Origin of the sequence: Caulobacter sp. 17J80-11 (genome assembly GCF_014349105.1) — a bacterium.
Lineage (GTDB): Bacteria > Pseudomonadota > Alphaproteobacteria > Caulobacterales > Caulobacteraceae > 17J80-11.
The window spans coordinates 1-25,962 of record NZ_JACSJI010000024.1; the positions used below are offsets into that span (position 1 = coordinate 1).

Sequence of the window (25,962 nt, forward strand, 5' to 3'; positions counted from 1 at the left end):
CCGCCAAGCCGGCCGCTGCGGCTCCGGCCCAGACCCTGTCGCCGTCGGTGGCCCGCATCGCCGCCGAGACCGGGCTGGACACCTCCAAGATCGCCGGCACCGGCAAGGACGGCCGCATCACCAAGGGCGACGCGCTCGCGGCCCTGTCGGGCGCCCCGACCGCTCCGGCCCCGGCGGCCGCGGCTCCGGCCGCGCCGGCCGCCGCGCCGCGCGCGCTGGGCGCCAACGAAGAGCGGGTGAAGATGACCCGCCTGCGCCAGACCATCGCCCGGCGCCTGAAGGAAGCCCAGAACACCGCCGCCCAGCTGACCACCTTCAACGAGGTGGACATGACCACGGTCATGGCGCTCCGCACCGCCTACAAGGACGGCTTCGAGAAGCGCCACGGCGTGAAGCTGGGCTTCATGGGCTTCTTCGTGAAGGCCGTGGTCGCCGCCCTGAAGGAGATCCCGGCGGTCAACGCCGAGATCGAGGGCACCGACATTATCTACAAAAACCACTACGACATCGGCGTCGCGGTCGGCACCGATCGCGGCCTGGTGGTTCCGGTGGTGCGCGACGCCGACAAGATGTCGCTGGCCGAGATCGAGAAGGAGATCGGTCGCCTCGGCAAGGCCGCCCGTGACGGTTCGCTGTCGCTGGACCAGCTGCAGGGCGGCACCTTCACCATCACCAACGGCGGCATCTACGGCTCGCTGATGTCGACGCCGATCCTGAACATGCCGCAGTCGGGCATCCTGGGCATGCACAACATCGTGCAGCGCCCGATGGCCGTGAACGGCCAGGTGGTGATCCGCCCCATGATGTACCTGGCGCTCAGCTACGACCACCGCATCGTCGACGGCAAGGAAGCGGTGACCTTCCTGGTGCGCATCAAGGAAAACATCGAGGATCCCCAGCGCTTCCTGCTGGACGTCTGATCCTGAAGAGGGCGGCCTGCAGGCCGCCCTTTTTGTTTGGGGGGAGTTCCTGTGACTCTGGCGGTCGTCGCCCGCTTTTCGGATCTGAACGAAGCCCACGTGGCGTGCGCCGCCCTGCGCTCCGCCGGGCTGCAGGCCGTGGTGCTCGATGGTGCGATCGCCTCGGTCGAACCGCTGTCCCAACGGGCGTTCGGCGGCTCGCGCCTGTGCGTGCCCCTGACCGATCTGCCGGTCGCGCGCGAGATCCTGCGCGAGGCTCAGGCCGCGGCGGCCGCCGAGGCGCTGCCGTCCGATATCGAGATCCGGCCGCACCATCCGGCGTGGACGCTCGCATCCCTGTTCACCGCCGTGCTCGCCTCGAGCCCGGCCGGCTGGGCGGTCGACGCCGTGCGTCGTCGGCCCGACCCGATCCGCATCACCGGCGCCGTCCTGATCCTGGGCTGCATCGCCGTCTGGCTGCTGGCGGTGGTTTCCGCCCAGATGCAGCCGGCGTCGTACTGAGCGGAGCGCCCTATGCCCCTGGCCGTCGTCGAACGCTTCCAGTCGCTCCCCGAGGCGCAGGTGGCCCGCACGGCCCTGCGCTCAGCCGGGCTGGACGCGACCGTCCTCGATGACCCGCTGCCAGGCGTGATGCCGCTGGAGCCGGACGACGCCGGCGGCATTCGGTTGTGCGTCCCCGAGGCCGAGTTGCCCGCCGCCCAGGCGCTCCTCGCCGCCGCCCGCGAGATCGGCGACGCCGAGGCGGCGGATTCCGACTGATTTCGTTTGAACTCAAACGGGTTGTCGTGAAGTCGAGCGCGGGTCGCGGCGTTCTGGGAAATTTCTGTTTCTTGCCGACGATAACCTGAGCAGCTCTACCTTTGCGCTCTTGTGCGACGCAGCAGGCTGCGCTTCTAGGCGCGGTCTTTCAGCTTCGCAGTTGCACAATAGATGTCCTTCGTCGCGCTTTCGGCCCTGCTGGCCGCCGCTTCCGCTTCCGCCGAACCCGCCGCCGTCGAGGAACTGGTCGTCACCGCCCAGAAGCGCGAGCAGCGCCTGATCGACGCGCCGCTGTCGGTCGCCGTGGTCACCGGCGAGGCCATGGAGCGCTCCGGCGGGCGCGACCTGAAGGACCTGCAGACCCTGACCTCGGGCCTGATCGTCACCTCCACCGCCAACGAGACCCAGACCACCGCCCGCCTGCGCGGCGTCGGCACGGTCGGCGACAATCCGGGGCTGGAGTCCTCGGTCGGCGTGGTGATCGACGGCGTCTATCGCCCGCGCACCGGCACGGCGATCAACGATCTGGGCGAGCTGGACCGGATCGAGATCCTCAAGGGCCCGCAGGGCACCCTGTTCGGCAAGAACGCCTCGGCCGGCCTGATCAGCGTGCTGACCGCTGCGCCCGAGTTCAACACCTACCTCGAAGCCGAGGCCACGGTGGGCGAGCTGGGCACGCGGGGCGCGTCCCTGACCCTGAACGCCCCGATCACCGACACCCTGGCCGGTCGCCTGTTCGTGGCGCGGCGCCTGCGCGACGGCATCTATGACGTGCGCACCGGCGACGGCCCGCGCACCGAGCGCCAGGACAACAATCAGGACTACTGGACCGCGCGGGGCCAGCTGCTGTTCACCCCCTCCGACGACGCCGAGATCCGGGTGATCGCCGACTACACGAAGCGCGAGGAGAACTGCTGCGCCGGCGTCATGCTGGTGCGCGGCCCGACCGCGGCCTGGATCGACGGCCTGGCCGCCGACGAGGGCGTCGCGCCCACGCCGAACCCGGGCGCCCGCACCGCCTGGTCGAACCGCTCCACCGCCCAGCAGATCGAGGACGCCGGCCTGTCGGTGCAGCTCGACCTGGACCTGGGCGCCGCGACCCTGACCTCGATCACCGCCGCGCGCAGCTGGTCGACGAAGAACGGCTACGACGCCGACTTCTCGACCGCCGACATCTACTACCGCGACCCGGACGGCTCGTTCGGCTCGGAGTTCGCCACCCTGAGCCAGGAACTGCGCCTGGCCGGCAAGCGCGACGCGCTGGACTGGATGGTCGGCGCCTTTCTGGCGGCCGAGGACGTCGAGCGTCGGGACGAGTACCTCTACGGCGCGGACTACGAGACCTATCTGGGCCTGCTGCTGACCGGCGGCGCCAACCCGAACCGGGTGTCGGAGATCACCGGCTTCGCGCCGGGCGCCGCCTTCGTCGCCGGCGAGGGCGCGCGCGACACCTACCGCCAGGAAGCCCGCACCCTGGCCCTGTTCACCAACGACACCTGGCGCTTGACCGAGCGGCTGGAGCTGACCGCGGGCCTGCGTTTCACCGCCGAGGACAAGGACCTGGCCTCGACCTGGCGCACCACCGACGGCGGCGCGGCCTGCGCCGCGGCCAAGGCGGCCGCGACCGGCGTCAGCGTCCTGTGCCTGCCCTGGTCGAACGGCGCCTTCAACGGGACCTCGCACCAGTCGCGCTCGGAGACCGCCTGGTCCGGCACCCTGAAGGCCTCCTGGCGCCTGAGCGACGAGGCGGTGACCTACGCCTCGTGGGCGCGCGGCTGGAAAGCCGGCGGCTTCAACCTGGACCGCGAGCAGACCGCCTATCTGCTGGACGCCGACACCGCCTTCGAGGACGAGCGCGTGGACGCGTACGAACTGGGGGCCAAGACCCGCTGGTTCGACGGCGCGCTGGCCGTCGACGCCGCCGTCTTCCGCCAGGAGTTCCAGGATTTCCAGCTGAACACCTTCGCCAACGCCACCTTCGTGGTGCGCTCGGTGCCCGAGCTGACCTCCACGGGCGCGGAAGTGGAAGCCCGCTGGGCCACGCCGCTGGACGGCCTGAATCTGAGCGGCGGCGTCACCTACGCCGAGACCGAATTCGGCTCCGATCCGGTCACGGGCCTCGTCCGCCTGCCGGGCTCCCGCTCGGCCTTCGCGCCCCTGTGGTCGGCGGCGGCCGCGGCGGACTGGAGCCGCCCGATCGGCCACGGCCTGGAGGCCGGCGCCTGGCTCTCGGGCAAGTTCAACTCCGACTACAACACCGGTTCGGACCTCAATCCGCTGAAGATCCAGCCGGCCTTCTGGCGCGCCGACGCGCGCGTCTGGGTCGGCGCCGCCGACGGCCGATGGGCGGCGGAGCTGTGGGCCCGCAACCTGACCGACGAGCTCTACCGCCAGGTCGCCTTCGACGCCCCGCTGCAGGCCGGCACGGTCAACGCCTTCCTCGGCGAGCCGCGCAGCGTCGGCGTGACGGTGCGGGTGCGGCGCTAGCAAACGCGCGTCATCCCGGAAGCCGCATAGCGGCTATCCGGGGTGACGTAGCGGGCGTTGCCTTCCCCAAGGGCGCCCACTAGGGTCCGCGCGGTTCCGTTTCAGAAGTGCGCCCATGACCACCGTGACCCTCGACGACATCCGCGCCGCCGCCGAGCGCATCAAGGACTTCGTCGACCGGACCCCGTGCCGCTATTCGCGCAAGCTGTCCCAGCGCACCGGGGCCGAGGTGTGGGTGAAGTTCGAGAACGCCCACTTCACCTCCTCCTTCAAGGAGCGGGGCGCGCGCAACAAGCTGATGCAGCTGTCGCCGGCGGAGAAGAAGCGCGGCGTGATCGCGGCTTCGGCCGGCAACCACGCCCAGGCGCTGGCCTATCACGGCCAGCAGCTCGGCGTGCCGGTCACCATCGTGATGCCGCATGGCACGCCCTTCGTGAAGATCGAGAAGACCCGGTCCTACGGAGCCAACGTGGTGATCGAGGGCGGCGACTTCACCGAGGCGACCAACCACGCGATGAAGCTGCGCGACGAGCATGACTACGTGTTCGTCTCGGCCTTCGACGACCTGCAGATCCTCACCGGCCAGGGCACCTGCGGCCTGGAGATGCTGGAGGACGCGCCCGACCTCGACGCGGTGATCGTGCCGATCGGCGGCGGCGGCCTGATCGCCGGCGTCGCCTCGGCGGTGAAGGCGCTGAAGCCCGGCATCAAGGTCTACGGCGTCGAGGCGGCCATGTACCCGTCCTTCGTCGCCCGCCGGAAGGGCGAGAAGCCCAAGTGCGGCGGCCAGACCATCGCCGAGGGCATCGCCATCAAGGCGGTCGGCGAGATCCCGTTCGCGGTGGCCGACCCGCTGATCGACGAAGTGCTGGTGGTCGACGAGGCCGACTTCGAGCGCGCCGTGGCCATGTACGCCAACGTCGAGAAGACGGTGGCCGAGGGCGCCGGCGCCGGCGGCCTGGCCGCCCTGCTGCGCTATCCGGCCAAGTTCAAGGGGCAGAAGGTCGGCCTGGTGCTGGCCGGCGGCAACATCGACGCGCGCATGCTGGCCTCGGTGCTCTACCGCGACATGGTCCGCCAGGGCCGCATGGTCACCTACCGCATCATCGGCGACGACCGTCCGGGCGTGCTGGCCGGCATGAGCGCGGTGATCGGCAAGCTGGGCGGCAACATCCTCGACGTCATCCACAACCGCCTCTCGCTGGAGGTGCCGGCCAAGGGCGCGGAGTACGACATCGTCGTCGAGACCCGCGACGAGCAGCACGCCGACGAGATCCGCCAGGCCCTGAAGGAAAGCGGCTATGTCCTCACCAATGCGTAAGGCGCTGGCCGTGTTCGCCCTGGCCGCGGCGCTTTCGGCCTGCGGCCCGAAGGTCGACCCGGCGGCGGCCGCCGCCGGCCTGGCCGAGGCCAAGGCCTTCTTCGCCAAGAACGCCAAGGCCGAGGGCGTGCGCACCCTGCCCGACGGCCTGCAGTACAAGGTCGTGCGCTCCGGCGCGCCGGACGCGCCGAAGCCGGACGTCAACGACGAGGTGAAGGTCCACTACGAGGGCGCCCTGCTGAACGGCGAGGTGTTCGACAGCTCCTTCGAGCGCGGCTCGCCCGAGACCTTCGAACTGGCCGGCCTGGTGAAGGCCTGGCAGGAAGCGATCCCGATGATGCGGGTGGGCGACGAGTGGATCCTCTACGTCCCGCCTGAGCTGGGCTATGGCGAAGAGGGCTCGCCGCCGACCATTCCGCCGAACGCCACCCTGGTGTTCCGCATCGAACTGCTGGGCGTGCTGCCGCACGCCGGCGGCGAGAGCGGGAACGTCTGAACGCTCAGGCGCGCACGTCCACCGCGCGCGCCGCCGCCTTCAGCGGGCTCCAGGTCAGGGCCCGCGCGATCTCCAGCGAGCCGACAAGCCGGGCCGCCTGCACCGCCTTGCGCGCGCGCCAGGCGGCGGGCAGGCCGGCCAGCCCCGCCTTCAGCCCCCGCCAGGCCGCGCGTTCGCCCTTCAGGACCGAGCCCGCGACCAGGGCGGCGACCGCCGCCGCGTGCAGCGGGAAGGTGACCGCCAGCAGCAGCGGCGGGGTGTTCTTCACATAGGTCCACAGGCGGTTGCGCACGCCGTGCCACAGGGCGAAGTCCGACCGGGCGCCCAGGGTGGACGAGCCGACGTGGCGGACGACGGCGTCCGGGACCAGCCGCACGCGCTCGCCGCGCAGCCGCAGCCGGTAGCCCAGGTCCATGTCCTCGCAGTAGCAGAAGAAGGCCTTGTCGAAGCCGCCGACGTCGAGGAACAGGGCGCGCTCGACCAGCATGGCCGCGCCGCAGGCGGCGAACACTTCGCCCGCCGGCACGCGCTCCGGCCGGGCGCGGCCGTAGCCGGCTCTGTAGGGCACGCCGGCCAGGGTCATGGCGTCGCCGGCGCCGTCCAGCACGGCCGGATCATGCTCGGCGACCTGCAGGGAGGTGAAGCAGCGCACGTCGGGCTGCGCCTCCGCCGCCGCGACCAGAGCCTCCAGCCAGTCGGGCTCGGCGAAGGCGTCGGGGTTCAGCAGGGCAAGCCACCGTCCGCGCGCGGCCTGGGCGGCGCGGTTGTTGGCCTCGGCGAAGCCGAGGTTCTCGCCGAACTCGAGCAGGCGGAGCGCCGGGTCAGCCGCGGCGGCCGTCTGGGCTGCGCCGTCCCTGGATCCGTTGTCGGCGATCAGGATTTCGAAGTCCTGGAACGTCTGCGCCTTCAGGGCGGAAAGACAGCGGGCCAGAACCGGCCCGCTCTCGTAGGCGACGATCAGGACGCTGACCGCCGGGGCCGTCACGCGGCGGCTCGCAGCCATTCGGCCCGGACGTCGGGATCGTCCTCGCGTTCGAGCCGGCTGGCGGCGGCCGCGGTGAAGCGCTCCGGCGCCAGGCGCGACAGGGCCCAGGCGGCGGCCCCGCGCACGACCGGGGCGGGATCCTCCAGTAGGCGCTCGGCGGCGGCCGCCAGCGCGGGGTCTCCGGAGTTGCCGATCGCGTAGAGCACGTTGCGCACGAAGCGGTCGCGGCCGATGCGCTTGACCGGCCCCTTGGCGAACAGCTCGCGGAAGCTCGGATCGTCGAGCCCGGCCAAATCCTCCAGCCTGGGCCCGCGCAGGGCGTCGCGCGCCTGCAGCTTCAGCTCGCGCCCGGCCTGGGCGAACTTGTTCCAGGGGCAGACCGCCAGGCAGTCGTCGCAGCCGTAGATCCGGTTGCCCGCCGCCTCGCGATAGCGCACCGGCCATGGGCCCGCGTGTTCGATGGTCAGATACGACAGGCAGGCCCGCGCATCGAGCTGGTAGGGGGCGGGGAAGGCGCCGGTCGGGCAGGCGTCCAGGCAGGCCCGGCACGAGCCGCACCGGTCGCGCTCTGGCGCGTCCGGCTCCAGCTCCAGCGTGGTCAGGATCGAGCCCAGGAACAGCCAGGAGCCGAACTCGCGCGACACCAGGTTGGTGTGCTTGCCCTGCCAGCCCAGCCCGGCGGACTGGGCCAGCGGCTTCTCCATCAGGGGCGCGGTGTCGACGAACACCTTCAGCTCGCAGCCGGCCCCCTGGGCCAGCCAGCGGCCCAGCTGCTTCAGCCGCTTCTTGACGACGTCATGGTAGTCGTCCCCCTGGGCGTAGACCGAGATCACGCCGCGACCCCTGTCCTTCAGCGCCTCCAGCGGATCGGCGTCCGGGCCGTAGTTGACGCCCAGCACGATGGCCGAGCGCGCACCCTCCCACATGGCCCTGGGGTGGACGCGGCGCTCCAGCGTCTCCTCCATCCAGCCCATGGTGCCGTGCCGGCCCTTCTGCACGAAGGTCCGCAGCCGGTCCGACGCCGGCCAGGGGGCCTCGACCGAGGCGAAGCGGCAGACGTCGAAGCCGAGCGCCAGGGCTTCCGCGCGGATGGTTTCGCGCAGGTCAGGCGCCCTGAAGGCCTTGGCGGCGTTGCAGATCGATTGCGACACGTTGACTGGCGAGGGCCTCGAGCTGCTCCAGCGACGGCAGGAGCGTCTGCCAGTCTACCTCGCCGGGCGCTTCGATGCGCGTGGCCATCTCCCGCAGGACATTCACGAGCAGGCGCTCGACGTCGGCGCTGTCCTTGTAGGTCGCCAGCGCCCGCTCGGCGGTGACCAGTAGCTCGGTGCCGGCCAGGACGCGGGTTCCGCGGACCTCGGCGAGCAGTCTCGTTGCGTTGGCTTCCACCTTGGCGGCCGCGACCTCAGACGCGTCGGCGTATTCGCGGAGGCGCGCGGCCAGGGCCGCTTCGTCGACAGGCTTGGAAAGCAGGACGGCCTGTTCGGCGGTCAGCAGCTCGATCAGCGCCAGGTTGGTGCTCTGGGAGGCCGAGACCAGGTGGCGCTGCGGGTGGTCCGCCGGCGCGAACGCGGTCGTCGCCGTCCCGAGTTCGTTCTCGGCTTCCGCGATGGCGATGCTGACGTTCAGCAGTTCCGGGACCAGGCCCTCCGCGGCGCGCTTGTCGCCGCCGGCCGTCGCCTGGACCTGCGGGATGATGCGCCCGACGAGGATCCGGTTCTTTTCGAAGTCGCGGCGCAGGATCTCGGGAAGATCGTTCAGGGCCCGGGTCATCTTGGCGAACGACGCATCGGCGGCGGCGAAGGCGGGCGGCACGGGCGGCGGCGCCGAGGCGGCGGCGTCGAGCTTCGCGCCCATGGCGGCCCAGGCCTGCTCCTGTTCCGCCCCCCAGGTCTTCGCCCAGGTGCGGCCGTCGCGCTTGGCGCGGCGGTCGTAGAAGTCGAGCGCGACGTCGGCGCCGTCCAGGACCTCCACGAAGGCGTCGGACTGCTCCTGCAGGGATTGCTGGATCGCCGTGCTCCAGACCGCGACCTCCGCCAGATAGGCCCGCATCTGCGCGGCCGGGTCCCCGGCGGCCGGCGCCGGGGCTGAAGACTGGGCCGAAGACCGGACCGGAGACTGGGCCTTCGCGATGGCGGGCGACGCGGCGGCCAGGACGAGCGCGGCGAGCGCGGCGGTCAGTTTCCTCACGAGACTCCCCCCGAATTCAGAAATTCCCGAGCGCGGAACTTCCGGAACTCAGAAGTCCAGGTCGTCGTAGTGCTCGGCCGGCGGAATGCCGGGTTGGCGGTCGGCCAGCAACGGACGGAAGCAGGGGCGCGACTTGATCCTCGAATACCACGTTTTCAACGCAGGGTAGTCGCGCCAGGGGACTTCGCCGAAATAGTCCAGCACCGACAGGTGCGCGGCGGCGGCGATGTCGGCCAGGCTGAGCCTGCGGCCGGCCAGCCAGTCGCGCGCCTGCAGCAGCTCGTCGAAATAACCGAGGTGACGGCGCAGGGCCTCGCGGCCGGCCCGCATGGCCGGCATGTCGGGCGGCCCCAGGCGCAGCAGGCGCTTCTCCATCTTCTCGTGGAGCAGCAGGGCGTTGACCTCGTAGTCGAACTTCTTGTCGAACCACTGCAGCAGGCGGCGCGCCTCGGCCCGCTCGGCCGGCGAGGGCGAGAGCAGGGCGTCGCCCTTGGCGGTCTCTTCCAGGTGGTCGAGGATGGCGCGGGTCTCGCACACGACCAGTTGGCCCCGGTCGGTCTCCTCGACCAGCACCGGGGTCAGGCCGGACGGGTTCAGCGCCTCGAACTCGGGGTTCGGCTCCCAGTAGCGGACCACCACCTCGTCGAAATCGAGGCGCTTCTCGCCCAACGCCAGCCGCGCCTGACGCGAGGCCGGATCGAGCGGAAAGTGGTGCAGGGTACGCCGCGGGGTCATGTCCGATCCGATGCGCCCGGGCTTCTTAAGGACTCGTTCACCGCAACCGCTTCCGCCTCAGGATTCCGGGGTCGCCTGTGGAGAATGCGCCGCCGCCGTCTCCTGGAACGCCCCGCCGTGCGGTTCGGCCCGGCCGCGCGGATCCGGATGGATCAGGATGTCGGCGGCCGGGTACTCGGCCAGGATGCGGTTCTCGGCCTCGACCAGGATGGCGTGGGCGGCCTCGAGGGTCAGGGCCGGGTCGAGGTCGGCGTGGAACTGGATCATGACGTAGGGGCCCGCGACGCGGGTGCGCAGCTGGTGCACGCCGGTCATCTGCGGGTCGGCCAGGGCCAGTTCGACGATCCGCGCCCGCGCCTCGACCGGCAGGCCCTTGTCCATCAGGTGGTCGGCGGCCTCGCGCAGCACGCCGATGGCGCCCCAGACCAGCCAGGCCGAGACGGCCAGGCCGGCGAAGGCGTCCAACTCGGGCAGGCTGAGGAAGGTCGCGCCCGCGATGCCGGCGACCGCCGCCAGGTTCGAGGCGAGGTCGGCGAAGTAGTGGGCCCGGTCGCCGCTGACCGCCACCGAGCCGGTCTTCTTGAGGGCGCGGGTCTGGGCGGCGACCAGCAGCAGGGTCAGGGCGATCGACAAGCCCATGACCGCCAGCGCCCAGCCGCCGTGCTCGACCGGCCGCGGGTCGGCCAGCCGCGCCACCGCCTCGCGCCCGACCAGGGCGGCGGAGGCGAAGACCAGGCAGGCCTGCACCAGCGAGGCGAAGGCTTCCGCCTTGCCGTGGCCGAAGCGGTGCTCGGCGTCCGGCGGCGTCACCGCGTAGCGTACGGCCAGGAAGGTGCCGAGCGAGGCGACCAGATCGAGCGTCGAATCCGCCAGCGAGGAGAGCAGGGCGACCGAGCCGCTGGCCGACCACGCGACGGCCTTCGCCCCCACCAGGATCAGGGCGGTCAGCACCGAATAGGCGGTGACCCGGCGCGTGACGGCGGCGCTTTCGGCGGGCGGGGTGGTCCCCGGGACGGCGTGGCCTTGTGCGCTCATTATTCGCCTGCTCGCGTAAACGTGACTGTTCACAGGCCGATTACGCGCTTCCGGAGCGAATCAAAACGGCCGAGCTTGCGTTATGGTCTGTCAATCTTGACCGGGCAGGGGTCAACCATGACGACCAGCGCGCGTTCCTGGCTCTCGCGGCCTGAAGTCCTGGAGCGGCTCGGGGTGAAGCCCCAGACGCTTTACGCCTACGTCAGCCGCGGCCGCATCGCCGCCCGGCCGGATCCCGACGACCCGCGCCGCAGCCTCTACGCCGCCGAGGACATCCACCGCCTGCTTGACCGCACGGCCCAGGCCGCCCGGCGCACCGCCCGCGAGCTGGAGCCGGCCGCCGCGCGCGGCGAGGCGGTGGTCGAGAGCGCGCTCACCTCCTTCGCCGACGGCAAGCTGTGGTTCCGCGGCAAGGACGCCGCCGCCCTGGCCGAGGCCTCGACCCTGGAGCAGGCGGCCCGCTGGCTGTGGGAGGGCGAGGAAGATCCGTTCGCCGACATGAAACCGCGGGTCGACGTGGTGTTTCCGGGCGGCCCGCGCGGGCGGGCCTTCGCCGCCCTGGCCCGCCGCGCCGACGAGGACGCCCCCAGCGCGGGGCGCAGCGTCCGCTCGCTGCGCCGCGAGGCTGCCGCCGTGCTCAGCGAGGTGGTCGACGCGGTCGCCGCCGGCGGCACGCGCCCGGCCCTGCACCTGCGGCTGGCCCGCGCCTGGAAGCTGACCGACAAGGACGGCGAGCTGCTGCGCCGGGCGCTCGTGCTGTCGATCGACCACGGCCTGAACGAGGCGGCCCTGGCCGTGCGCGTGACCGCCTCGACCGGCGCGTCGCTGGCCGCTTGCGCCCTGTCGGGGGTGGCGGCCCTGTCCGGTCCGCGCTTCGCCGGCAAGCTGGCGCTGGCCACCGGCTTCGTGGCCGAGGCCCGCCGCGGCGCCGACGCGCGCGCGGCCGCCCGCCAGCGCCTGGCCCAGGGGCTGGAGATTCCCGGCTTCGGTCATCCGCTGCATCCGGACGGCGATCCGCGCGCCAAGGCCCTGCTGGCGGCCGCCTCCCTTCCGGAAGAACTGAACGACGTGGTGCGGGTGGGCGAGGGCCTGACCGGCCAGGCCCCCAACTTCGACATGGCGCTGGCCCTGATCGGCCGGCAGCTGGACCTGCCCAAGGACGGCGCCTTCACCCTGTATGCGATCGGCCGGACCGTGGGCTTCACCGGCCACGCCCTCGAACAGATCGCCGCAGGGGCGCCGATCCGCACCAGACTGCGCTATGTCGGAGCGGAGCCTGACCGTTCCTGAGTCGGCCTGAATTTCTTCGCGTATAGGGGTTTGAACGTATGGCCGACTGGCTGAACGCCGTGATCCTCGGGCTCATCGAGGGTCTGACCGAGTTCATCCCCGTGTCCTCGACCGGCCACCTGTTGCTGGCCAAGCAGGCCCTGGGCCTGACCGACGTGAAGTGGGACACCTTCATCGTCATGATCCAGCTGGGCGCGATCCTGGCGGTCGTGGCCCTCTACTTCAGCCGGCTGTGGAACGTGCTGATCCGCCTGCCGAAGGACCCGCAGGCCCGCAAGTTCGTGCTGAGCGTGACGATCGCCTTCATCCCCTCGGTGGTGGCCGGCGTCTTCCTCTACGACTTCATCAAGGCGGTGCTGTTCGAAAGCCCGATGGTGATCTGCATCGCGCTGATCGTCGGGGGCCTGGTGCTGCTGGTGCTGGAGCGCTTCGCGCCGAAGGCGCGCACCGAGGACGCCATGCACGTGGGCCTGGGCACGTCGCTGGGGGTGGGCCTGTTCCAGTGCCTGGCCATGGTGCCGGGCGTGTCGCGCTCCGGCGCGACCATCGTGGGCGGCATGGCCCTGGGCCTCGACAAGCGGGCGGCCGCGGAATTCTCGTTCTTCCTGGCCATCCCGACCATGATGGGCGCGTTCGTCTACGACTTCTACAAGCACCGCGACGCGTTCGACGCGGACTTCACCGGCCTGATCGCCATTGGCTTCGTGGTGTCGTTCGTCAGCGGCGCCTTCGTGGTCCGCACCATGCTGGACTTCGTCGCCAAGCACGGCTTCGCGCCTTTCGCCTGGTGGCGGATCCTGGTCGGCCTGGCGGGCCTGGCGCTGATCGGAACGGGGGTGTGGGCGGCCTGAGCCGCCCACTATTCTTTTAGGCGACGGTCGGCTGGGCGAACTGGCCGCCCTTGCGATAGCGCCACAGATAGGTCGGCACGATCGCTTCCAGCGCGTTCGGCGTGATCTGCAGTTCGCGCAGGCCCGGGAAGGCGCCCGACACGACGTTGTCGCGCTGCAGCAGCAGAACCTGGTCGGAGGTGATCACCGGCGCCGGCGCGAACGGCTGCAGCAGCGCCTGGATGTTGCCGGCCACGCCCATCAGGCTGGCCGCCGCGTACGGGATCGGCAGCAGCAGGCGCCGGCGATGCGTCTCGGCCAGCACGATCTGCATCAGGTCCTTGAAGGTGTAGGTGACCGGGCCGGCCAGCTCGTAGGTCTTGCCGGCGCAGGCGCGGTCGTCCACCGCCTCGGCGATCGCCTCGGCCACGTCGCCGACATAGACCGGCTGGAAGCGGGTCTTGCCGCCGCCCGGCAGCGGCAGGGCCGGGGCCATGATCGCCAGTTGGGCGAACTTGTTGAAGAAGTTGTCCTCCGGACCGAACACCACGGACGGGCGGAAGATGGTCGCGCCGGGGACCACGCGGCGGACGGCCTGCTCGCCGTCGCCCTTGGTGCGGGCGTAGACCGAGGACGAATCCGGATCGGCGCCGAGCGCCGACATGTGCACCAGGTCTTCGATGCCGTGCGCGGCGCAGGCCTCGGCGACGTTGCGCGCGCCCTCCACGTGCAGGGTCTGGAACTTGCGCGAGCCGGTCTCATACAGCAGGCCGACCAGGTTCACGCAGGCGCTGGCGCCTTCCAGCGCGGCGTCGACGCTGTCGGGCACGCCGACATTGGCCTGGACGACCTGGATCTGGCCGACCCGGCCGGCGGTCTGCAGCTTGTAGGCCAGGTGCGGACGGCGCACCGCCACGCGGACCCGCCAGCCACGCTGGGCCAGCGCCCGCACGACCTGGGTCCCGATGAAACCCGACCCGCCGAACACGGTCACCAGTTCGGACCTCGTCAGCCCCGTCATCTTACGCTCCCTGGGCGCGCAAACCGCCGAAAACGCGCTCCGGATAGACGAAGGCGCCCCGGCCCGCAACGTTGATGCGAAAACCTTGAAAAGCCCTGTTGACCGCCGCGAGTCGGCGGACTATCAGTCCCGCCTCTTCGACGGCCCCTCGGGGCGCGGTCGATGCCCAGGTGGCGGAATTGGTAGACGCGCTGGCTTCAGGTGCCAGTGGCTTAACAGCCGTGGAGGTTCGAGTCCTCTCCTGGGCACCACCCCTTTCTTAGAATTTCTGTAAAGCGCCGTGTCGTCTCGACCGGCGCTTTCGTGTATCGAGGTTCTCGTGACGACCTATCTGCACGACGGCGATTTGCCCTCCGGCCTCGACCTCGGCCCGGTTGTGGCGATCGATAGCGAGACCATGGGCCTTCGCTTCCGACGCGACCCCCTCTGTGTGGTCCAGCTGTCGAGCGGCGACGGCGACGCGCATGTCGTGCGGCTGAACCGTCCGGACTACGACGCTCCCAACCTGAAGCGGCTGCTTTCCGATCCGTCGGTCCTGAAGATTTTTCATTACGGCCGGTTCGACATCGCCATGTTCGCCCTGCACCTGGGCGTGACCACGGCGCCGGTCTACTGCACCAAGATCGCGTCGAAGCTGGCGCGCACCTACACCGACCGGCACGGCCTGAAGGACGTGACCCGCGAGCTGCTCGGCATCGAAATTTCGAAGGCCCAGCAGAGCTCCGACTGGGGCTCCAGCCAGCTCAGCCAGGACCAGGTCGCCTACGCCGCTTCCGACGTGCTGCACCTGCACGCGCTGCGCGCCCGCCTGGACGCCATGCTCGCGCGCGAAGGCCGCGCCGAACTGGCCCAGGCCTGTTTCGATTTCCTCCCCGTCCGCGCCCGCCTGGATCTCGCCGGGTGGGAGGACGTCGACATCTTCGCCCACGCGTGACGCCGTGAACGAACCGCTGCCGCCGCTCGACGATCGCCAGGAGGACGCTGAACGCGTCCACCGCGCGATGCACGCGTGGCGCCGGCGTTCGCAGCTGATCCACTTCTTCCGCAAGGCCCTGCCGGCGGGGATCGCGGCGACCCTGATCGCCCTGCTGGGCTGGGTCGGCATCAAGCAGGTGCTGCTGAGCCTGGAGAGCCTGCGGGTGCGCGACAACGTCGTGCGCATGGTCAATCCGCGCTTCTACGGCCAGGACGACAAGGGCCGCGCCTACGTGCTTGGCGCGCGCGAGGCTCAGCGCGGCGGCGGCGAGCAGATCCGCCTTGACGATCCGATGCTGCGGCTGGGCAACATGGCCGGCAAACCGACCGAGCTGACCGCGCAAAAAGGCTATTACGACGAGAAGAACCGGTCGGTGCGCCTGGCCGGGGACGTTCAGGTGAAGGACGCCGGCTCCGGCTTCCACTTCAAGACGGGCGAGGCCAAGATCGACACGCGTTCGGGGGTGATCAGCGGAAATGCGCCGATCCAAGGCCAAGGCCCCCTTGGACAGATCAGCGCTTCGTCCTATGCCATTTACGATCAGGGCGCACGGGTGGTGTTCAAGGGCGGCGTGCGCGCCCGGCTTGAACAGCGCGGCCGACCGGCCGCTGGAAACGGGGGACCCCGATGAAGCGTTTAGCAGCGGCTTTTGGCGTGGCGCTCACCCTGTGCGTCGGCGGGGCGCAGGCCCAGATCTCCACCAACCGGGGCGATCCGATCGACATCTCCGGCGACAACATGGAAGTCATCGACGCCCAGCGCATGGTCGCGTGGAAAGGCCGGGTGGAAGCCCTGCAGGGCAACAACCGCCTGCGCGCCGACGCCATCAACATCTACTACGGGCCGGGGACCGGTCCGCGGGCCGAGAACGCCGCGCCGGGCACCGGCTGGGGCGACATCGACCGCATCGAGGCGGTCGGCAACGTCTATTTCGTGACGCCCGAGCAGGTCGCTCGCGGCGAGAAGGGCGTTTATACGGCAGCCAGCGACACCATCGTCATCACCGGCGACGTGGTCGTGGCCCAGGGTGAGAACGTGCTGCGCGGCGACGTGCTGACCATCGAGGTCGGCGCCGGTCGTTCGACCATGGACGCCGGGCCTGGCGGCGGCCCGGGCGAGCGGGTCCGTGGCGTGTTCTATCCGAAGAAGTCCGACGGCGCCGGACGGTGAGCGTCGCCGGAATGCTCAAACCCCTGTGGAAAGAGTCTGAGCGCGTGGCCACCAAGGGCGAGTTCGTAGGCCGTGACGCCGCCACGCCGGCGAACCGGCTGTGCGACGGCATCTGCGTCGACCAGATCGGCAAGTCGTTCCGCGGCCGCGCCGTGGTCAAGACCGTCAGCCTGCGCCTGGAACGCGGCGAGGTGGCCGGCCTGCTCGGCCCCAACGGGGCGGGCAAGACCACCTGCTTCTACATGATCACCGGGCTGATCCAGCCGGACTACGGCTCGATCTACCTGGACAAGGAAGACGTCACCTCCCAGCCCATGTACCAGCGCGCGCGCCTGGGCATCGGCTACCTGCCGCAGGAAGCCTCGATCTTCCGCGGCATGAGCGTGGAAGAGAACGTCATGTCCGTGGTCGAGCTGCACGAGCGCGACCAGACCAAGGCGAAGGAACGCGTGAAGGGCCTGCTGGACGAGCTGCGCATCTCGCACCTGCGCTCCTCGCCGGCCATCTCGCTGTCGGGCGGCGAGCGTCGCCGCGTCGAGATCGCCCGCGCCCTGGCGTCGGAGCCGTCCTTCATGCTGCTGGACGAGCCGTTCGCCGGCATCGACCCGCTGGCCATCGCCGACATCCGCGAGGTGATCGGCTATCTGAAGGGCCGCGGCATCGGCGTGCTGATCACCGACCACAACGTGCGCGAGACGCTCGACATCATCGACCGGGCCTCGATCATCCACGCCGGCGAGGTGCTGTTCGAAGGCACTCCCGACGAGATCGTCGACAACCCGGAAGTGCGCCGGGTCTATCTGGGCGAGAGCTACCAGTAAGCCGACGCGCGATCGGGACAGGAACAAGGGCCGCCCCTTGGGAGCGGCCCTTGTCGCGTCAGTGGCGGGTGTGGCCGTCCGCCTCCCGCTTCGCCGACTTGCGCCGGACCAGCAGGTTCAGCCCTTCCACCCCGGCCGAGAACGCCATGGCGGTGTAGATGTAGCCTTTGGGCACGTGCACGCCGAACCCGTCGGCGATCAGCACCATTCCGATCATCAGCAGGAAGCCGAGCGCCAGCATCACCACGCTGGGGTTCTTGTTGATGAAGTTCGCCAGCGGGTCGGCCGCCACCAGCATCACCGTCACCGCCGCGATCACCGCCACCACCATGATCGGCAGATGGTCGGTCATGCCGACCGCGGTCAGGATCGAGTCGACCGAGAACACCAGGTCCAGCAGGATGATCTGGAAGATCGCCGCGCCGGCGTTGGTGATCATCACGTCCTTTTTGTCCAGCAGCTCGTGGCTGGGCCGCGGGTCGACGCTGTGGTGGATCTCCTTGGTGGCCTTCCACAACAGGAAGAGGCCGCCGGCGATCAGGATCAGGTCGCGCCAGGAGAACTGCAGGTCGTAGCCGGCGTGGTCGCCGGCCGCCGGGCCCCAGGGCAGGGAGAACACCGGCTCCTTCAGCCCCACCAGCCAGCTGATCGACGACAGCAGCACCAGGCGCATGATCAGGGCCAGGCTGATGCCCAGCCGGCGCACCTTCGAGCGCTGGTGCTCAGGCAGCTTGTTGGACAGGATCGAGATGAAGATCAGGTTGTCGATGCCCAGCACCACCTCCATGACCACCAGGGTCACGAGGGCGAGCCAGGCGGCGGGGTCGGCGAGGAGGGCGGCGATGTCGGTCATCCGGCAGCGGTCCTGATCGTCTAAAGCTTGTCCATAAAGGAAGCAGGGGCATCGGTTTCAAGCGGGCGGCGTCGCAGACCGTTTCGTCGCGGCCGTGTCGGTTGCGACTGCGAAACGCCCGTGCTATCAGGCGCCCGGCTTCGAACGGCGGGGTTCCAAGCGAACCTTGCCGTGCGTGCTTTTCCAAGCGCTTCAAGCCTTTAGTCGTCGTGGCCTCCGCCGCGGCGGCGCACCGAAACCCTATCCGGGCGGACCCAAGTGGCTGACGATTTCAAAGAGAGCGAAGTCGCCGAGCGTTATGCGCACGCTCTGTTCGACCTGGCGCTCGACTCCAAGGCGCTCGACGCCGTTCGCGCCGACCTCCAGGCGCTGAAGGCGATGCGCGCCGAAAGCGCCGACCTGCGCCGCCTGCTGGCCTCGCCGGCCTACTCCTCCGAGGACAAGGGCAAGGCCCTGGCGGCGATCGCCGACAAGGCCGGCTTCCAGTCGGTGACCAAGAAGTTCCTGGGCCTGCTGTCGCACAACCGCCGCGCCTCGGCGCTGCCGGGCGCGATCGCCGCCTTCGAGCGCCGCTACGACAAGCACCGCGGCGTGGTCGCCGCGGAAGTGGTGTCGGCCATCAAGCTGACCGCCAAGCAACTCGACGGCGTGAAGGCTGCCCTGCGCACGACGCTGGGCGCCGACCCCGAACTGACCGCGACGATCGATCCCGCCATTCTCGGCGGCCTGAAGGTGCGCGTCGGTTCGCGCCTGTTCGACGCCTCGCTGAAGACCAAACTCGACTCCCTGAAATTCGCCCTGAAGAGAGCGTAAGACCATGGACATCCGCGCCGCCGAAATCTCGGCGATCCTGAAGTCGCAAATCGCCAGCTTCGGCGAAGAAGCCGCCGTCACGGACGTCGGTTCGGTTCTGTCCGTCGGTGACGGCATCGCCCGCGTCTACGGTCTGGATAAGGTCCAGGCCGGCGAGATGGTCGAGTTCCCGAAGGCCGGCGTGAAGGGCATGGCCCTGAACCTCGAGCGCGACAACGTCGGCGTCGTGATCTTCGGCGAAGACCGCGCCATCAAGGAAGGCGACGAGTGCCGCCGCCTCGGCGAAATCGTGGACGTGCCGGTCGGCAAGGGCCTGCTGGGCCGCGTCGTCAACCCGCTGGGCGAGCCGATCGACGGCAAGGGCCCGGTGGCCAACGTCGCCGAGCGCCGCCGCGTGGACGTGAAGGCTCCGGGCATCATCCCCCGTAAGTCGGTTCACGAGCCGATGCAGACCGGCCTGAAGGCGATCGACACCCTGATCCCCGTCGGCCGCGGCCAGCGCGAGCTGATCATCGGCGACCGTCAGACCGGCAAGACCGCCGTCGCGATCGACACCATTCTGAACCAGAAGGCCGTCAACGCCGGCAAGGACGAGAGCCAGAAGCTCTACTGCGTCTACGTCGCCATCGGCCAGAAGCGCTCCACCGTCGCCCAGATCGTGAAGACGCTCGAGGAGAACGGCGCGCTCGACTATACCATCGTGGTGTCGGCCACCGCCTCCGAACCGGCCCCGCTGCAGTTCCTGGCGCCCTTCGCGGGCTGCGCCATGGCCGAGTGGTTCCGCGACAACGGCATGCACGCCCTGATCATCTACGACGACCTGTCGAAGCAGGCCGTCGCCTATCGTCAGATGTCGCTGCTGCTGCGCCGTCCGCCGGGCCGTGAAGCCTATCCGGGCGACGTGTTCTACCTGCACAGCCGCCTGCTGGAACGCGCCGCGAAGCTGAACGAGGACTTCGGTTCGGGCTCGATGACCGCGCTGCCGATCATCGAAACCCAGGCCAACGACGTGTCGGCCTACATCCCGACCAACGTGATCTCGATCACCGACGGCCAGATCTTCCTGGAAACCGACCTGTTCTACCAGGGCATCCGCCCGGCCGTGAACGTCGGCATCTCGGTGTCGCGCGTGGGCTCCTCGGCCCAGATCAAGGCGATGAAGCAGGTGGCCGGCGCCATCAAGGGCGAGCTCGCGCAGTACCGCGAAATGGCCGCCTTCGCGAAGTTCGGTTCGGACCTCGACGCCTCGACCCAGCGCCTGCTGGCCCGCGGCGAACGCCTGACCGAGCTGCTGAAGCAGCCGCAGTTCTCGCCGCTGGCGGTCGAAGAGCAGGTCTGCGTGATCTACGCCGGCACCCGCGGCTACCTGGACAAGATCCCGACCTCGGCGGTCCGCCGCTTCGAGAGCGAGTTCCTGTCCAAGCTGCACTCGGCGCACGCCGGCCTGCTGGAAGGCATCCGCACCAAGAAGGCGCTGACGCCGGAACTGGAAGCCGACCTGAAGGCGGCCCTGGAATCGTTCTCGGCCACCTTCGCGGCCTGAGCGTCCGAGCGGCTTTAGGAGAGTAGCCGGCGATGGCCAGCCTCAAGGAGATGCGCAATCGGATCGGAAGCGTGAAAGCCACGCAGAAGATCACGAAAGCGATGCAGATGGTTGCGGCCGCCAAGCTGAAGCGGGCGCAGGAGCAGGCCGAGAGCGCCCGCCCCTACGCCCGCCGCATGGCGGCGGTGATCGCGAACCTGGCCGCCGGCGTGGCGGGGCCCAACGCCCCGCGCCTGCTGGCCGGCACCGGTTCGGACCACAAGCACCTGATCGTCGTCGCCACGGCCGACAAGGGCCTGGCCGGCGGCTTCAACACCGGCGTGATCCGTGCCGCGCGCGAGCGCATCGCGTCGCTGCTGGCCGAGGGCAAGGACGTCCGCATCGTCGCGGTCGGCCGCAAGGCTCGCGACCTGCTGCGCCGCCAGTACGGCGACCGCTTCGTCGAGAGCTTCGAGCTGTCGGCGCACAAGACCCTGTCGCTCGCGGCGGCCCAGCCGATCGCCGACGTGGTCCTGCGCGAGTTCGAAGAGGGCCGCGCCGACGTCGTCACGCTGTTCTACAGCCGCTTCAAGTCGGTGATCAGCCAGGTCCCTACCGCCAAGCGTCTGATCCCGGCCGAGGTCGAGGCCGGCGGTCCGGTCACCGACCTGAACGGCGCGGTCTACAGCTACGAGCCGTCGGAAGAGGCGATCCTGGAAACCCTGCTGCCGCGCAACATCGCGGTGCAGATCCTCTCGGCGCTGTACGAGAACCAGGCCGGCTTCTACGGCGCCCAGATGCAGGCGATGGACAACGCCACGCGCAACGCCGGCGACATGATCAAGTCCCTGACGCTCCAGTACAACCGCTCGCGCCAGGCTCAGATCACCAAAGAGCTGATCGAGATCATCTCCGGCGCCGAAGCGCTCTGACGAAACTCTGACCCCGAAAGTCACCGCAATGAGCAAGCACGAAAAGATCACGGCCTCGAAGGGCCGCATCGCGCAGGTCATCGGCGCCGTCGTCGACGTCGAGTTCGAAGGCGCGCTGCCGGGCATCCTGAACGCCCTGGAGACGGAAAACGTCGACCAGAAGACCGGCAAGCCGTTCCGCCTGGTGCTGGAAGTCGCCCAGCACCTGGGTGAGAACGTGGTCCGCACCATCGCCATGGACACCACCGAAGGCCTGACCCGCGGTCAGGACGTGGTCGACACCGGCGCCTCGATCCAGGCCCCGGTCGGCCCGGCCACCCTCGGCCGCATCATGAACGTGGTCGGCGATCCGATCGACGAAGCCGGCCCGATCGCCACCAGCGAGCGCCGCCCGATCCACCGCGAGGCCCCGTCCTTCGCCGAGCAGTCGACCTCGGCCGAAGTACTGGTCACCGGCATCAAGGTCATCGACCTGCTGTGCCCCTACACGAAGGGCGGCAAGATCGGCCTGTTCGGCGGCGCCGGCGTGGGCAAGACCGTGACCATGCAGGAGCTGATCAACAACATCGCGAAGGCCTACGGCGGTTACTCCGTTCTGGCCGGCGTCGGTGAGCGCACCCGCGAAGGCAACGACCTCTATCATGAGATGATCGAGTCGGGCGTGAACAAGGCCGGCGGCGGCGAAGGCTCGCGCTGCGCCCTGGTCTACGGCCAGATGAACGAGCCGCCGGGCGCCCGCGCCCGCGTGGCCCTGACCGGCCTGGCCCAGGCGGAGTACTTCCGCGACGAAGAGGGCAAGGACGTTCTGCTCTTCATCGACAACATCTTCCGCTTCACCCAGGCGGGTTCGGAAGTGTCGGCTCTGCTGGGCCGCATCCCGTCGGCCGTGGGCTATCAGCCCACCCTGGCCACCGAGATGGGCAACCTGCAGGAGCGCATCACCTCGACCAAGCGCGGTTCGATCACCTCGGTGCAGGCCATCTACGTGCCCGCCGACGACCTGACCGACCCGGCGCCGGCGACCTCGTTCGCCCACCTGGACGCCACCACCGTGCTGTCGCGCGACATCGCCGCCATGGCCATCTTCCCGGCCGTGGACCCGCTGGACTCCACCTCGCGGATCCTCGACCCGCTGGTCATCGGCGAAGAGCACTACACCGTCGCCCGCCGCGTCCAGGAGATCCTGCAGCAGTACAAGGCGCTGAAGGACATCATCGCGATCCTGGGCATGGACGAGCTGTCGGAAGACGACAAGCTGGTCGTGGCCCGCGCCCGCAAGATCCAGCGCTTCCTGTCGCAGCCGTTCTTCGTGGCCGAGCAGTTCACCGGCCAGGACGGCAAGTTCGTCTCGCTGGAAGACACCATCCGCTCGTTCAAGGCGATCTGCGACGGCGAGTACGACCACCTGCCGGAAGCGGCGTTCTACATGGTCGGCGCCATCGAAGAAGCGGTCGCTAAGGCCGAAAAGCTCGCGGCGGAGGCCTAAGTGGCCAAGCTGCACTTCTCCCTCGTCTCGCCGGAACGCGAGGTCTTCTCCGGCGAGGTCGATCAGGTGATCGCGCCGGGCCAGGAAGGCCAGTTCGGCGTGCTGGCCGGCCACGCCCCGTTCATGGCCACCCTGGCCCTGGGCGAGGTGGTGGTGCTGGACGGCGCCGAGCGCCGGGTGTTCGAAATCCAGGGCGGCTTCGCCGACGTCACGCCGCAGGGCCTGACCATCCTGGCCGAGCACGCCTCGGAGTACGGCGTCTGAGCCTGACCGGCCCGGACTGAAATCGAAGAGCCCGCCGCAGCCTCGCTGCGGCGGGCTTTTTCGTGCGCGCCGATCAGCTCGCCGGGCCGAAGTGGAAGGCCTCGAGCGCGCCGTGCACCAGCAGGCCCATGCCCATGGCCGAGACGAAGAAGCCGATGATGCGGGTGATGGCGTCCACGCCCTGCGGCCCGATCCGCTTGAGGATATGCTCGGCTCGCGCCAGGCAGACGTAGGTCACCGCCATGGTCGCGACGATGGCCGCGGCCAGCGCGAGGAAGGCGCCTGCCTCCGAACTTGAGCGCCGCGCCAGCGAGGTCATGCCGATGATGGTGGCGATGCCGCCGGGGCCGAACATGATCGGCATGGCCATGGGCACGAAGGAGACGTGAGCCGGCTTCCCGCCTGCGGCGGGCGGGGCCAGGGCGGTGGCCGGGCCGGAGAACAGTTGGAAGCCGATCTTGATCAGCACCAGGCCGCCGGCCATGCGCACCATGCTGAGCGGCACGCCGAACACCTTCAGGACCAGGGTGCCGAACGCGAGGAAGAAGAACATCAGCAGCAGGGCGTAGAAACACGACCGGCGCGCGATCCTGTGCCGGGCCTTGGCGTCGGCCGCTTCGGTCAGGCCCAGGAACACCGACAGGGCCTCGAGCGGATTGACGAGCGCCAGCAGGGTGCTGAAGGCGCTGACGAACAGTGCGAGTTCCGGCTGCATGACATGGCCCGCCGTCTGCGTACGGCTTACCCGACGCCGTGCGGCGGCGGCATCGGGTGGAGGACCGAGGCGGCTCGGGGTGTTTCCCTAGCACCGGACGGCTGGACCTTCGCGGCGGGCGCCCTATATGAACCCCCGCTGCCGCGCGTTTCACGCGCCCGCGGGGACGACCCCGCCGGAATTCTCAGACATCGGTGGGGACGACCCCGCCACGCCGCAGGAGCTTCACATGGCGTGGGCGATCCTTTTCGTGGCCGGTCTGTTCGAGATCGGCTGGGCCGTCGGACTGAAATACACCCAAGGCTTCACCAAGCTCTGGCCGACGATCGGCACCGGCGTCAGCCTGGTGCTGTCGATGGGCCTGCTGGGCTGGGCGGTGAAGACCCTGCCGCTGGGCACCGCCTACGCGGTGTGGACCGGCATCGGCGCGGTCGGCACGGCGATCCTGGGGATGCTGCTGTTCCAGGAGCCGGCCACCGCCGCGCGCCTGACCTGCATCGGCCTGATCGTCGCCGGCATCGTCGGCCTGAAGTTCTTCGCCAACGGCTGACGCCGAAAGAAAAAAGGCCGGAGAGCTTTCGGCTCTCCGGCCCGGGCGGCTGCCGTCGAGGGGAGGGGCGGCAGCGCCGTGAAGGCTACTTGGCGATACGCAGGTTGCTGATCGAGCCGGCGATGGCGTCGAAGGCCGTCTTCATGTCGCTCACGTTCTTCACGTCGTAGGCGTGGTCGGCCGAGGTCGCGCACGCCTTCAGCAGGTTCACCGCCGTCTGATCGACCTGAACCGCCACGGTGTAGACCGTGATGTCCTTGGCCTTCATGTTGGTGCACAGCTCGGCCATGCGGTTGTCGAGCGCGGTCCGGCGCTGGGCGGTCGTGCCGTCGGTGATGCCGATCCGGTTCTGCTTCAGATAGCCGATGCCCGAGTAGGACGAGTTGTTCGGGTTGTTGGCGTCGTCGTTGGTGTTCTCGCCGTCGGTCATGACGATGAGAATCTTCTTCAGCTTCTGGGTGCCGTAGGGCTTGCCGTCACCGAACGGATTGTTCGGCGAAAGCGTGTGCCAGCCCCAGATCATCCCGAACGGCACGTTGGTGTTGCCGACCGCCGTCATGCGTTTGATCGAGGCCTTGATGGCCGCATAGTCGGTGGTGAGCCGGGTCGTCGGCTCTAGGCCGCAGCCCTGGTTCGGCCCCCGGCTCGAGGTCACGCTCAGGCCGCTGGCGCCGTACTTGGCGATGTTGCCCTGGCGCTTGGACCAGTTGGTGTAGTCGGGGTTGGTCTTGCCGTTGACCTTCTGCGCGATGCCGTCGGGCAGATAGCTGTTGGTGACCTCGTAATTGGTCGAGCCGTTGCTCCAGCTGGTGTCGCCCGCGTTGCCCGGCTCGTCCGGGGCGAAGTAGGGGACGAACAGGGACTCGGGCTTGGTCAGGGCCGCGCCGTCGTCGCGCACGTCGTACGGGTAGGGGCGGCTCTCCATGCAGCCGGCCCAGGTGATGTTCATCGCCTTGAACAGGTTGAAGCGATCCGCGCCGGCCAGCGCGTAGTCGTTGCCGGTCTGGCTGGCGGTCTGGTTCATCCAGACGGCGGTCTGGTAGCTCGGGGCGAGCCGCACGGTCTGCGAGAACGGCACGAGCGAGATCCGCACCGCGTCGGGCTCGACGCTGCGCGCGGCCCCGGCGGCCAGGGTGTCGACCAGGCTGGTGGCGGCGTCCTTGAGGGTGGTCAGCTTGTTGTTCGAGCTCATCGACCCGGTGTTGTCGAGCACCAGGGCGATCTCGAGCTTGTAGTTGGCCCGGACCGTCTCGGACGAGGCGGCGACCTTCATCGGCTCGCCGGTGAACAGGTTGGTGATCACCGGCTTCACCGAGACGGTGGCGGTGGCCACGATGGTGCCGTCGGACTTGGGCGTGAACTGGAAGCTCTGCAGGGTGGCGCCGGTCAGCGGCTGCAGGTTCGCCTGCAGCACCTTCTCCCCCAGCGCCTTCACGTCGGCCGGCGCGGTGGCGTTGGAACGGGCCACCGCCAGGGCGGCGGCGTCGAGCGAGTCCTGCAGCGCCTGGCGCACGCTGGACGCGCGATGGAAATCGATGGCGGTGAGGGTCAGCAGCGACAGCGGGATCAGCGAAATGGCGTAGATCACCGCCACGCCCCCGTCGTCACGACGCAGGAACTGGTTCAACAGGCCCCGTTGTCGAGGCCTCCTGTCTTGCGTGCCGGCCTTGCGGCGCATGCGCTCGCCCCGTCGTCTTCTCCGGCGGACACACTCCGCCACGGCCGAGGTTACGGTGAACCGGTAAACATTCCCCGAGCGGAACAGGTTAATCGCCCCGCCCAAGCAAAAGG

27 protein-coding genes and 1 tRNA gene are annotated in these 25,962 nt (G+C 69.6%); 19 read left to right on the forward strand and 9 right to left on the reverse strand.

Annotated elements, in window-relative coordinates:
• The 6 genes from odhB to H8B08_RS17820 form a co-directional block, all read left to right on the forward strand.
• On the forward strand, nucleotides 1–920 hold a 920-nt coding region (odhB, locus tag H8B08_RS17795), incomplete at its 5' end, for a 2-oxoglutarate dehydrogenase complex dihydrolipoyllysine-residue succinyltransferase (protein WP_187451543.1).
• 51 nt (nucleotides 921–971) lie between these two features.
• Nucleotides 972–1,421, forward strand: coding sequence for a hypothetical protein (locus H8B08_RS17800; protein ID WP_187451544.1), 450 nt, complete (start codon nucleotides 972–974; stop codon nucleotides 1,419–1,421).
• A gap of 12 nt (nucleotides 1,422–1,433) precedes the next feature.
• Nucleotides 1,434–1,679: a hypothetical protein gene (locus H8B08_RS17805; protein WP_187451545.1), complete on the forward strand. Its 246-nt coding sequence runs from the start codon at nucleotides 1,434–1,436 to the stop codon at nucleotides 1,677–1,679.
• A 171-nt stretch (nucleotides 1,680–1,850) separates the two neighbouring features.
• Nucleotides 1,851–4,166, forward strand: coding sequence for a TonB-dependent receptor (locus H8B08_RS17810; protein ID WP_187451546.1), 2,316 nt, complete (start codon nucleotides 1,851–1,853; stop codon nucleotides 4,164–4,166).
• A gap of 115 nt (nucleotides 4,167–4,281) precedes the next feature.
• Entirely contained in the window at nucleotides 4,282–5,487 is a 1,206-nt protein-coding gene (locus tag H8B08_RS17815; RefSeq protein WP_187451547.1) for a threonine ammonia-lyase, read from the forward strand.
• On the forward strand, nucleotides 5,468–5,983 hold the full coding sequence (locus tag H8B08_RS17820; RefSeq protein WP_187451548.1) for an FKBP-type peptidyl-prolyl cis-trans isomerase: 516 nt from the start codon (nucleotides 5,468–5,470) through the stop codon (nucleotides 5,981–5,983). Before H8B08_RS17815 ends, H8B08_RS17820 begins: the two co-directional genes overlap by 20 nt.
• 4 nt (nucleotides 5,984–5,987) lie before the next feature.
• Here H8B08_RS17820 and H8B08_RS17825 read toward each other — a convergent pair whose 3' ends face one another.
• The 5 genes from H8B08_RS17825 to H8B08_RS17845 form a co-directional block, all read right to left on the reverse strand.
• Nucleotides 5,988–6,968: a glycosyltransferase family 2 protein gene (locus H8B08_RS17825; RefSeq protein ID WP_370545523.1), complete on the reverse strand. Its 981-nt coding sequence runs from the start codon at nucleotides 6,966–6,968 to the stop codon at nucleotides 5,988–5,990.
• Nucleotides 6,965–8,119: a tRNA epoxyqueuosine(34) reductase QueG gene (queG, locus tag H8B08_RS17830; RefSeq protein WP_370545524.1), complete on the reverse strand. Its 1,155-nt coding sequence runs from the start codon at nucleotides 8,117–8,119 to the stop codon at nucleotides 6,965–6,967. Before queG ends, H8B08_RS17825 begins: the two co-directional genes overlap by 4 nt.
• On the reverse strand, nucleotides 8,073–9,020 hold the full coding sequence (locus H8B08_RS17835) for a hypothetical protein (protein ID WP_187451550.1): 948 nt from the start codon (nucleotides 9,018–9,020) through the stop codon (nucleotides 8,073–8,075). The genes queG and H8B08_RS17835 overlap by 47 nt, the downstream gene beginning before the upstream one ends.
• Before the next feature lie 186 nt (nucleotides 9,021–9,206).
• Nucleotides 9,207–9,893 carry a glutathione S-transferase family protein gene (locus H8B08_RS17840; protein WP_187451551.1) on the reverse strand — a complete coding sequence of 229 codons (687 nt, stop codon included), beginning with the start codon at nucleotides 9,891–9,893 and terminating at the stop codon, nucleotides 9,207–9,209.
• A gap of 57 nt (nucleotides 9,894–9,950) precedes the next feature.
• Nucleotides 9,951–10,928: a cation diffusion facilitator family transporter gene (locus H8B08_RS17845; protein WP_187451552.1), complete on the reverse strand. Its 978-nt coding sequence runs from the start codon at nucleotides 10,926–10,928 to the stop codon at nucleotides 9,951–9,953.
• A gap of 117 nt (nucleotides 10,929–11,045) precedes the next feature.
• On the opposite strand from H8B08_RS17845, the gene H8B08_RS17850 reads away from it, so the two are divergent.
• Both H8B08_RS17850 and H8B08_RS17855 read left to right on the forward strand, forming a co-directional pair.
• Nucleotides 11,046–12,218, forward strand: a complete 1,173-nt coding sequence (locus tag H8B08_RS17850; protein WP_187451553.1) for a citrate synthase — start codon at nucleotides 11,046–11,048, stop codon at nucleotides 12,216–12,218.
• Between the two features lie 38 nt (nucleotides 12,219–12,256).
• On the forward strand, nucleotides 12,257–13,069 hold the full coding sequence (locus H8B08_RS17855; RefSeq protein WP_187451554.1) for an undecaprenyl-diphosphate phosphatase: 813 nt from the start codon (nucleotides 12,257–12,259) through the stop codon (nucleotides 13,067–13,069).
• Nucleotides 13,070–13,085: 16 nt separating this feature from the next.
• Here the strand turns inward: H8B08_RS17855 and H8B08_RS17860 are convergent, their stop codons facing one another.
• A complete protein-coding gene (locus H8B08_RS17860) occupies nucleotides 13,086–14,069 on the reverse strand; it encodes a complex I NDUFA9 subunit family protein (protein WP_187451555.1) in 984 nt (327 codons plus the stop codon).
• A 164-nt stretch (nucleotides 14,070–14,233) separates the two neighbouring features.
• On the opposite strand from H8B08_RS17860, the gene H8B08_RS17865 reads away from it, so the two are divergent.
• The 5 genes from H8B08_RS17865 to lptB all read left to right on the forward strand — a co-directional run bounded on the left by H8B08_RS17865 (nucleotide 14,234) and on the right by lptB (nucleotide 17,036).
• Nucleotides 14,234–14,320, forward strand: a tRNA-Leu gene (locus H8B08_RS17865).
• Nucleotides 14,321–14,388: 68 nt separating this feature from the next.
• The gene (locus H8B08_RS17870; protein WP_187451556.1) at nucleotides 14,389–15,003 is read left to right on the forward strand and encodes a ribonuclease D; all 615 of its coding nucleotides are present in this window, start codon (nucleotides 14,389–14,391) and stop codon (nucleotides 15,001–15,003) included.
• Between the two features lie 4 nt (nucleotides 15,004–15,007).
• Nucleotides 15,008–15,676, forward strand: coding sequence for an LPS export ABC transporter periplasmic protein LptC (gene lptC / locus H8B08_RS17875; protein WP_187451557.1), 669 nt, complete (start codon nucleotides 15,008–15,010; stop codon nucleotides 15,674–15,676).
• Nucleotides 15,673–16,215: an LptA/OstA family protein gene (locus H8B08_RS17880; protein WP_187451558.1), complete on the forward strand. Its 543-nt coding sequence runs from the start codon at nucleotides 15,673–15,675 to the stop codon at nucleotides 16,213–16,215. The genes lptC and H8B08_RS17880 overlap by 4 nt, the downstream gene beginning before the upstream one ends.
• A gap of 11 nt (nucleotides 16,216–16,226) precedes the next feature.
• The gene (gene lptB / locus H8B08_RS17885; RefSeq protein ID WP_187451559.1) at nucleotides 16,227–17,036 is read left to right on the forward strand and encodes an LPS export ABC transporter ATP-binding protein; all 810 of its coding nucleotides are present in this window, start codon (nucleotides 16,227–16,229) and stop codon (nucleotides 17,034–17,036) included.
• Nucleotides 17,037–17,094: 58 nt separating this feature from the next.
• Here lptB and H8B08_RS17890 read toward each other — a convergent pair whose 3' ends face one another.
• Nucleotides 17,095–17,889, reverse strand: coding sequence for a TerC family protein (locus H8B08_RS17890; protein ID WP_187451560.1), 795 nt, complete (start codon nucleotides 17,887–17,889; stop codon nucleotides 17,095–17,097).
• Between the two features lie 258 nt (nucleotides 17,890–18,147).
• Here H8B08_RS17890 and H8B08_RS17895 point away from each other — a divergent pair, with 258 nt between their 5' ends.
• Genes H8B08_RS17895 through H8B08_RS17915 form a run of 5 tightly spaced genes read left to right on the forward strand, consistent with a single transcriptional unit; the run spans nucleotide 18,148 to nucleotide 22,906 of the window.
• Nucleotides 18,148–18,702: a F0F1 ATP synthase subunit delta gene (locus H8B08_RS17895; protein ID WP_187451561.1), complete on the forward strand. Its 555-nt coding sequence runs from the start codon at nucleotides 18,148–18,150 to the stop codon at nucleotides 18,700–18,702.
• 4 nt (nucleotides 18,703–18,706) lie between these two features.
• Complete coding sequence (atpA, locus tag H8B08_RS17900) at nucleotides 18,707–20,245, forward strand: F0F1 ATP synthase subunit alpha (RefSeq protein WP_187451562.1); 1,539 nt, start codon at nucleotides 18,707–18,709, stop codon at nucleotides 20,243–20,245.
• A gap of 32 nt (nucleotides 20,246–20,277) precedes the next feature.
• On the forward strand, nucleotides 20,278–21,156 hold the full coding sequence (locus H8B08_RS17905) for a F0F1 ATP synthase subunit gamma (protein WP_187451563.1): 879 nt from the start codon (nucleotides 20,278–20,280) through the stop codon (nucleotides 21,154–21,156).
• 28 nt (nucleotides 21,157–21,184) lie between these two features.
• Nucleotides 21,185–22,642: a F0F1 ATP synthase subunit beta gene (atpD, locus tag H8B08_RS17910; protein ID WP_187451564.1), complete on the forward strand. Its 1,458-nt coding sequence runs from the start codon at nucleotides 21,185–21,187 to the stop codon at nucleotides 22,640–22,642.
• Entirely contained in the window at nucleotides 22,643–22,906 is a 264-nt protein-coding gene (locus H8B08_RS17915; protein WP_187451565.1) for an ATP synthase F1 subunit epsilon, read from the forward strand.
• A 73-nt stretch (nucleotides 22,907–22,979) separates the two neighbouring features.
• Here the strand turns inward: H8B08_RS17915 and H8B08_RS17920 are convergent, their stop codons facing one another.
• Complete coding sequence (locus tag H8B08_RS17920; protein ID WP_187451566.1) at nucleotides 22,980–23,621, reverse strand: MarC family protein; 642 nt, start codon at nucleotides 23,619–23,621, stop codon at nucleotides 22,980–22,982.
• Nucleotides 23,622–23,850: 229 nt separating this feature from the next.
• Here H8B08_RS17920 and sugE point away from each other — a divergent pair, with 229 nt between their 5' ends.
• Entirely contained in the window at nucleotides 23,851–24,171 is a 321-nt protein-coding gene (gene sugE / locus H8B08_RS17925; protein WP_187451567.1) for a quaternary ammonium compound efflux SMR transporter SugE, read from the forward strand.
• 85 nt (nucleotides 24,172–24,256) lie between these two features.
• Here the strand turns inward: sugE and H8B08_RS17930 are convergent, their stop codons facing one another.
• Complete coding sequence (locus tag H8B08_RS17930; protein ID WP_187451568.1) at nucleotides 24,257–25,798, reverse strand: TadE/TadG family type IV pilus assembly protein; 1,542 nt, start codon at nucleotides 25,796–25,798, stop codon at nucleotides 24,257–24,259.
• Nucleotides 25,799–25,962 lie beyond the last annotated feature (164 nt).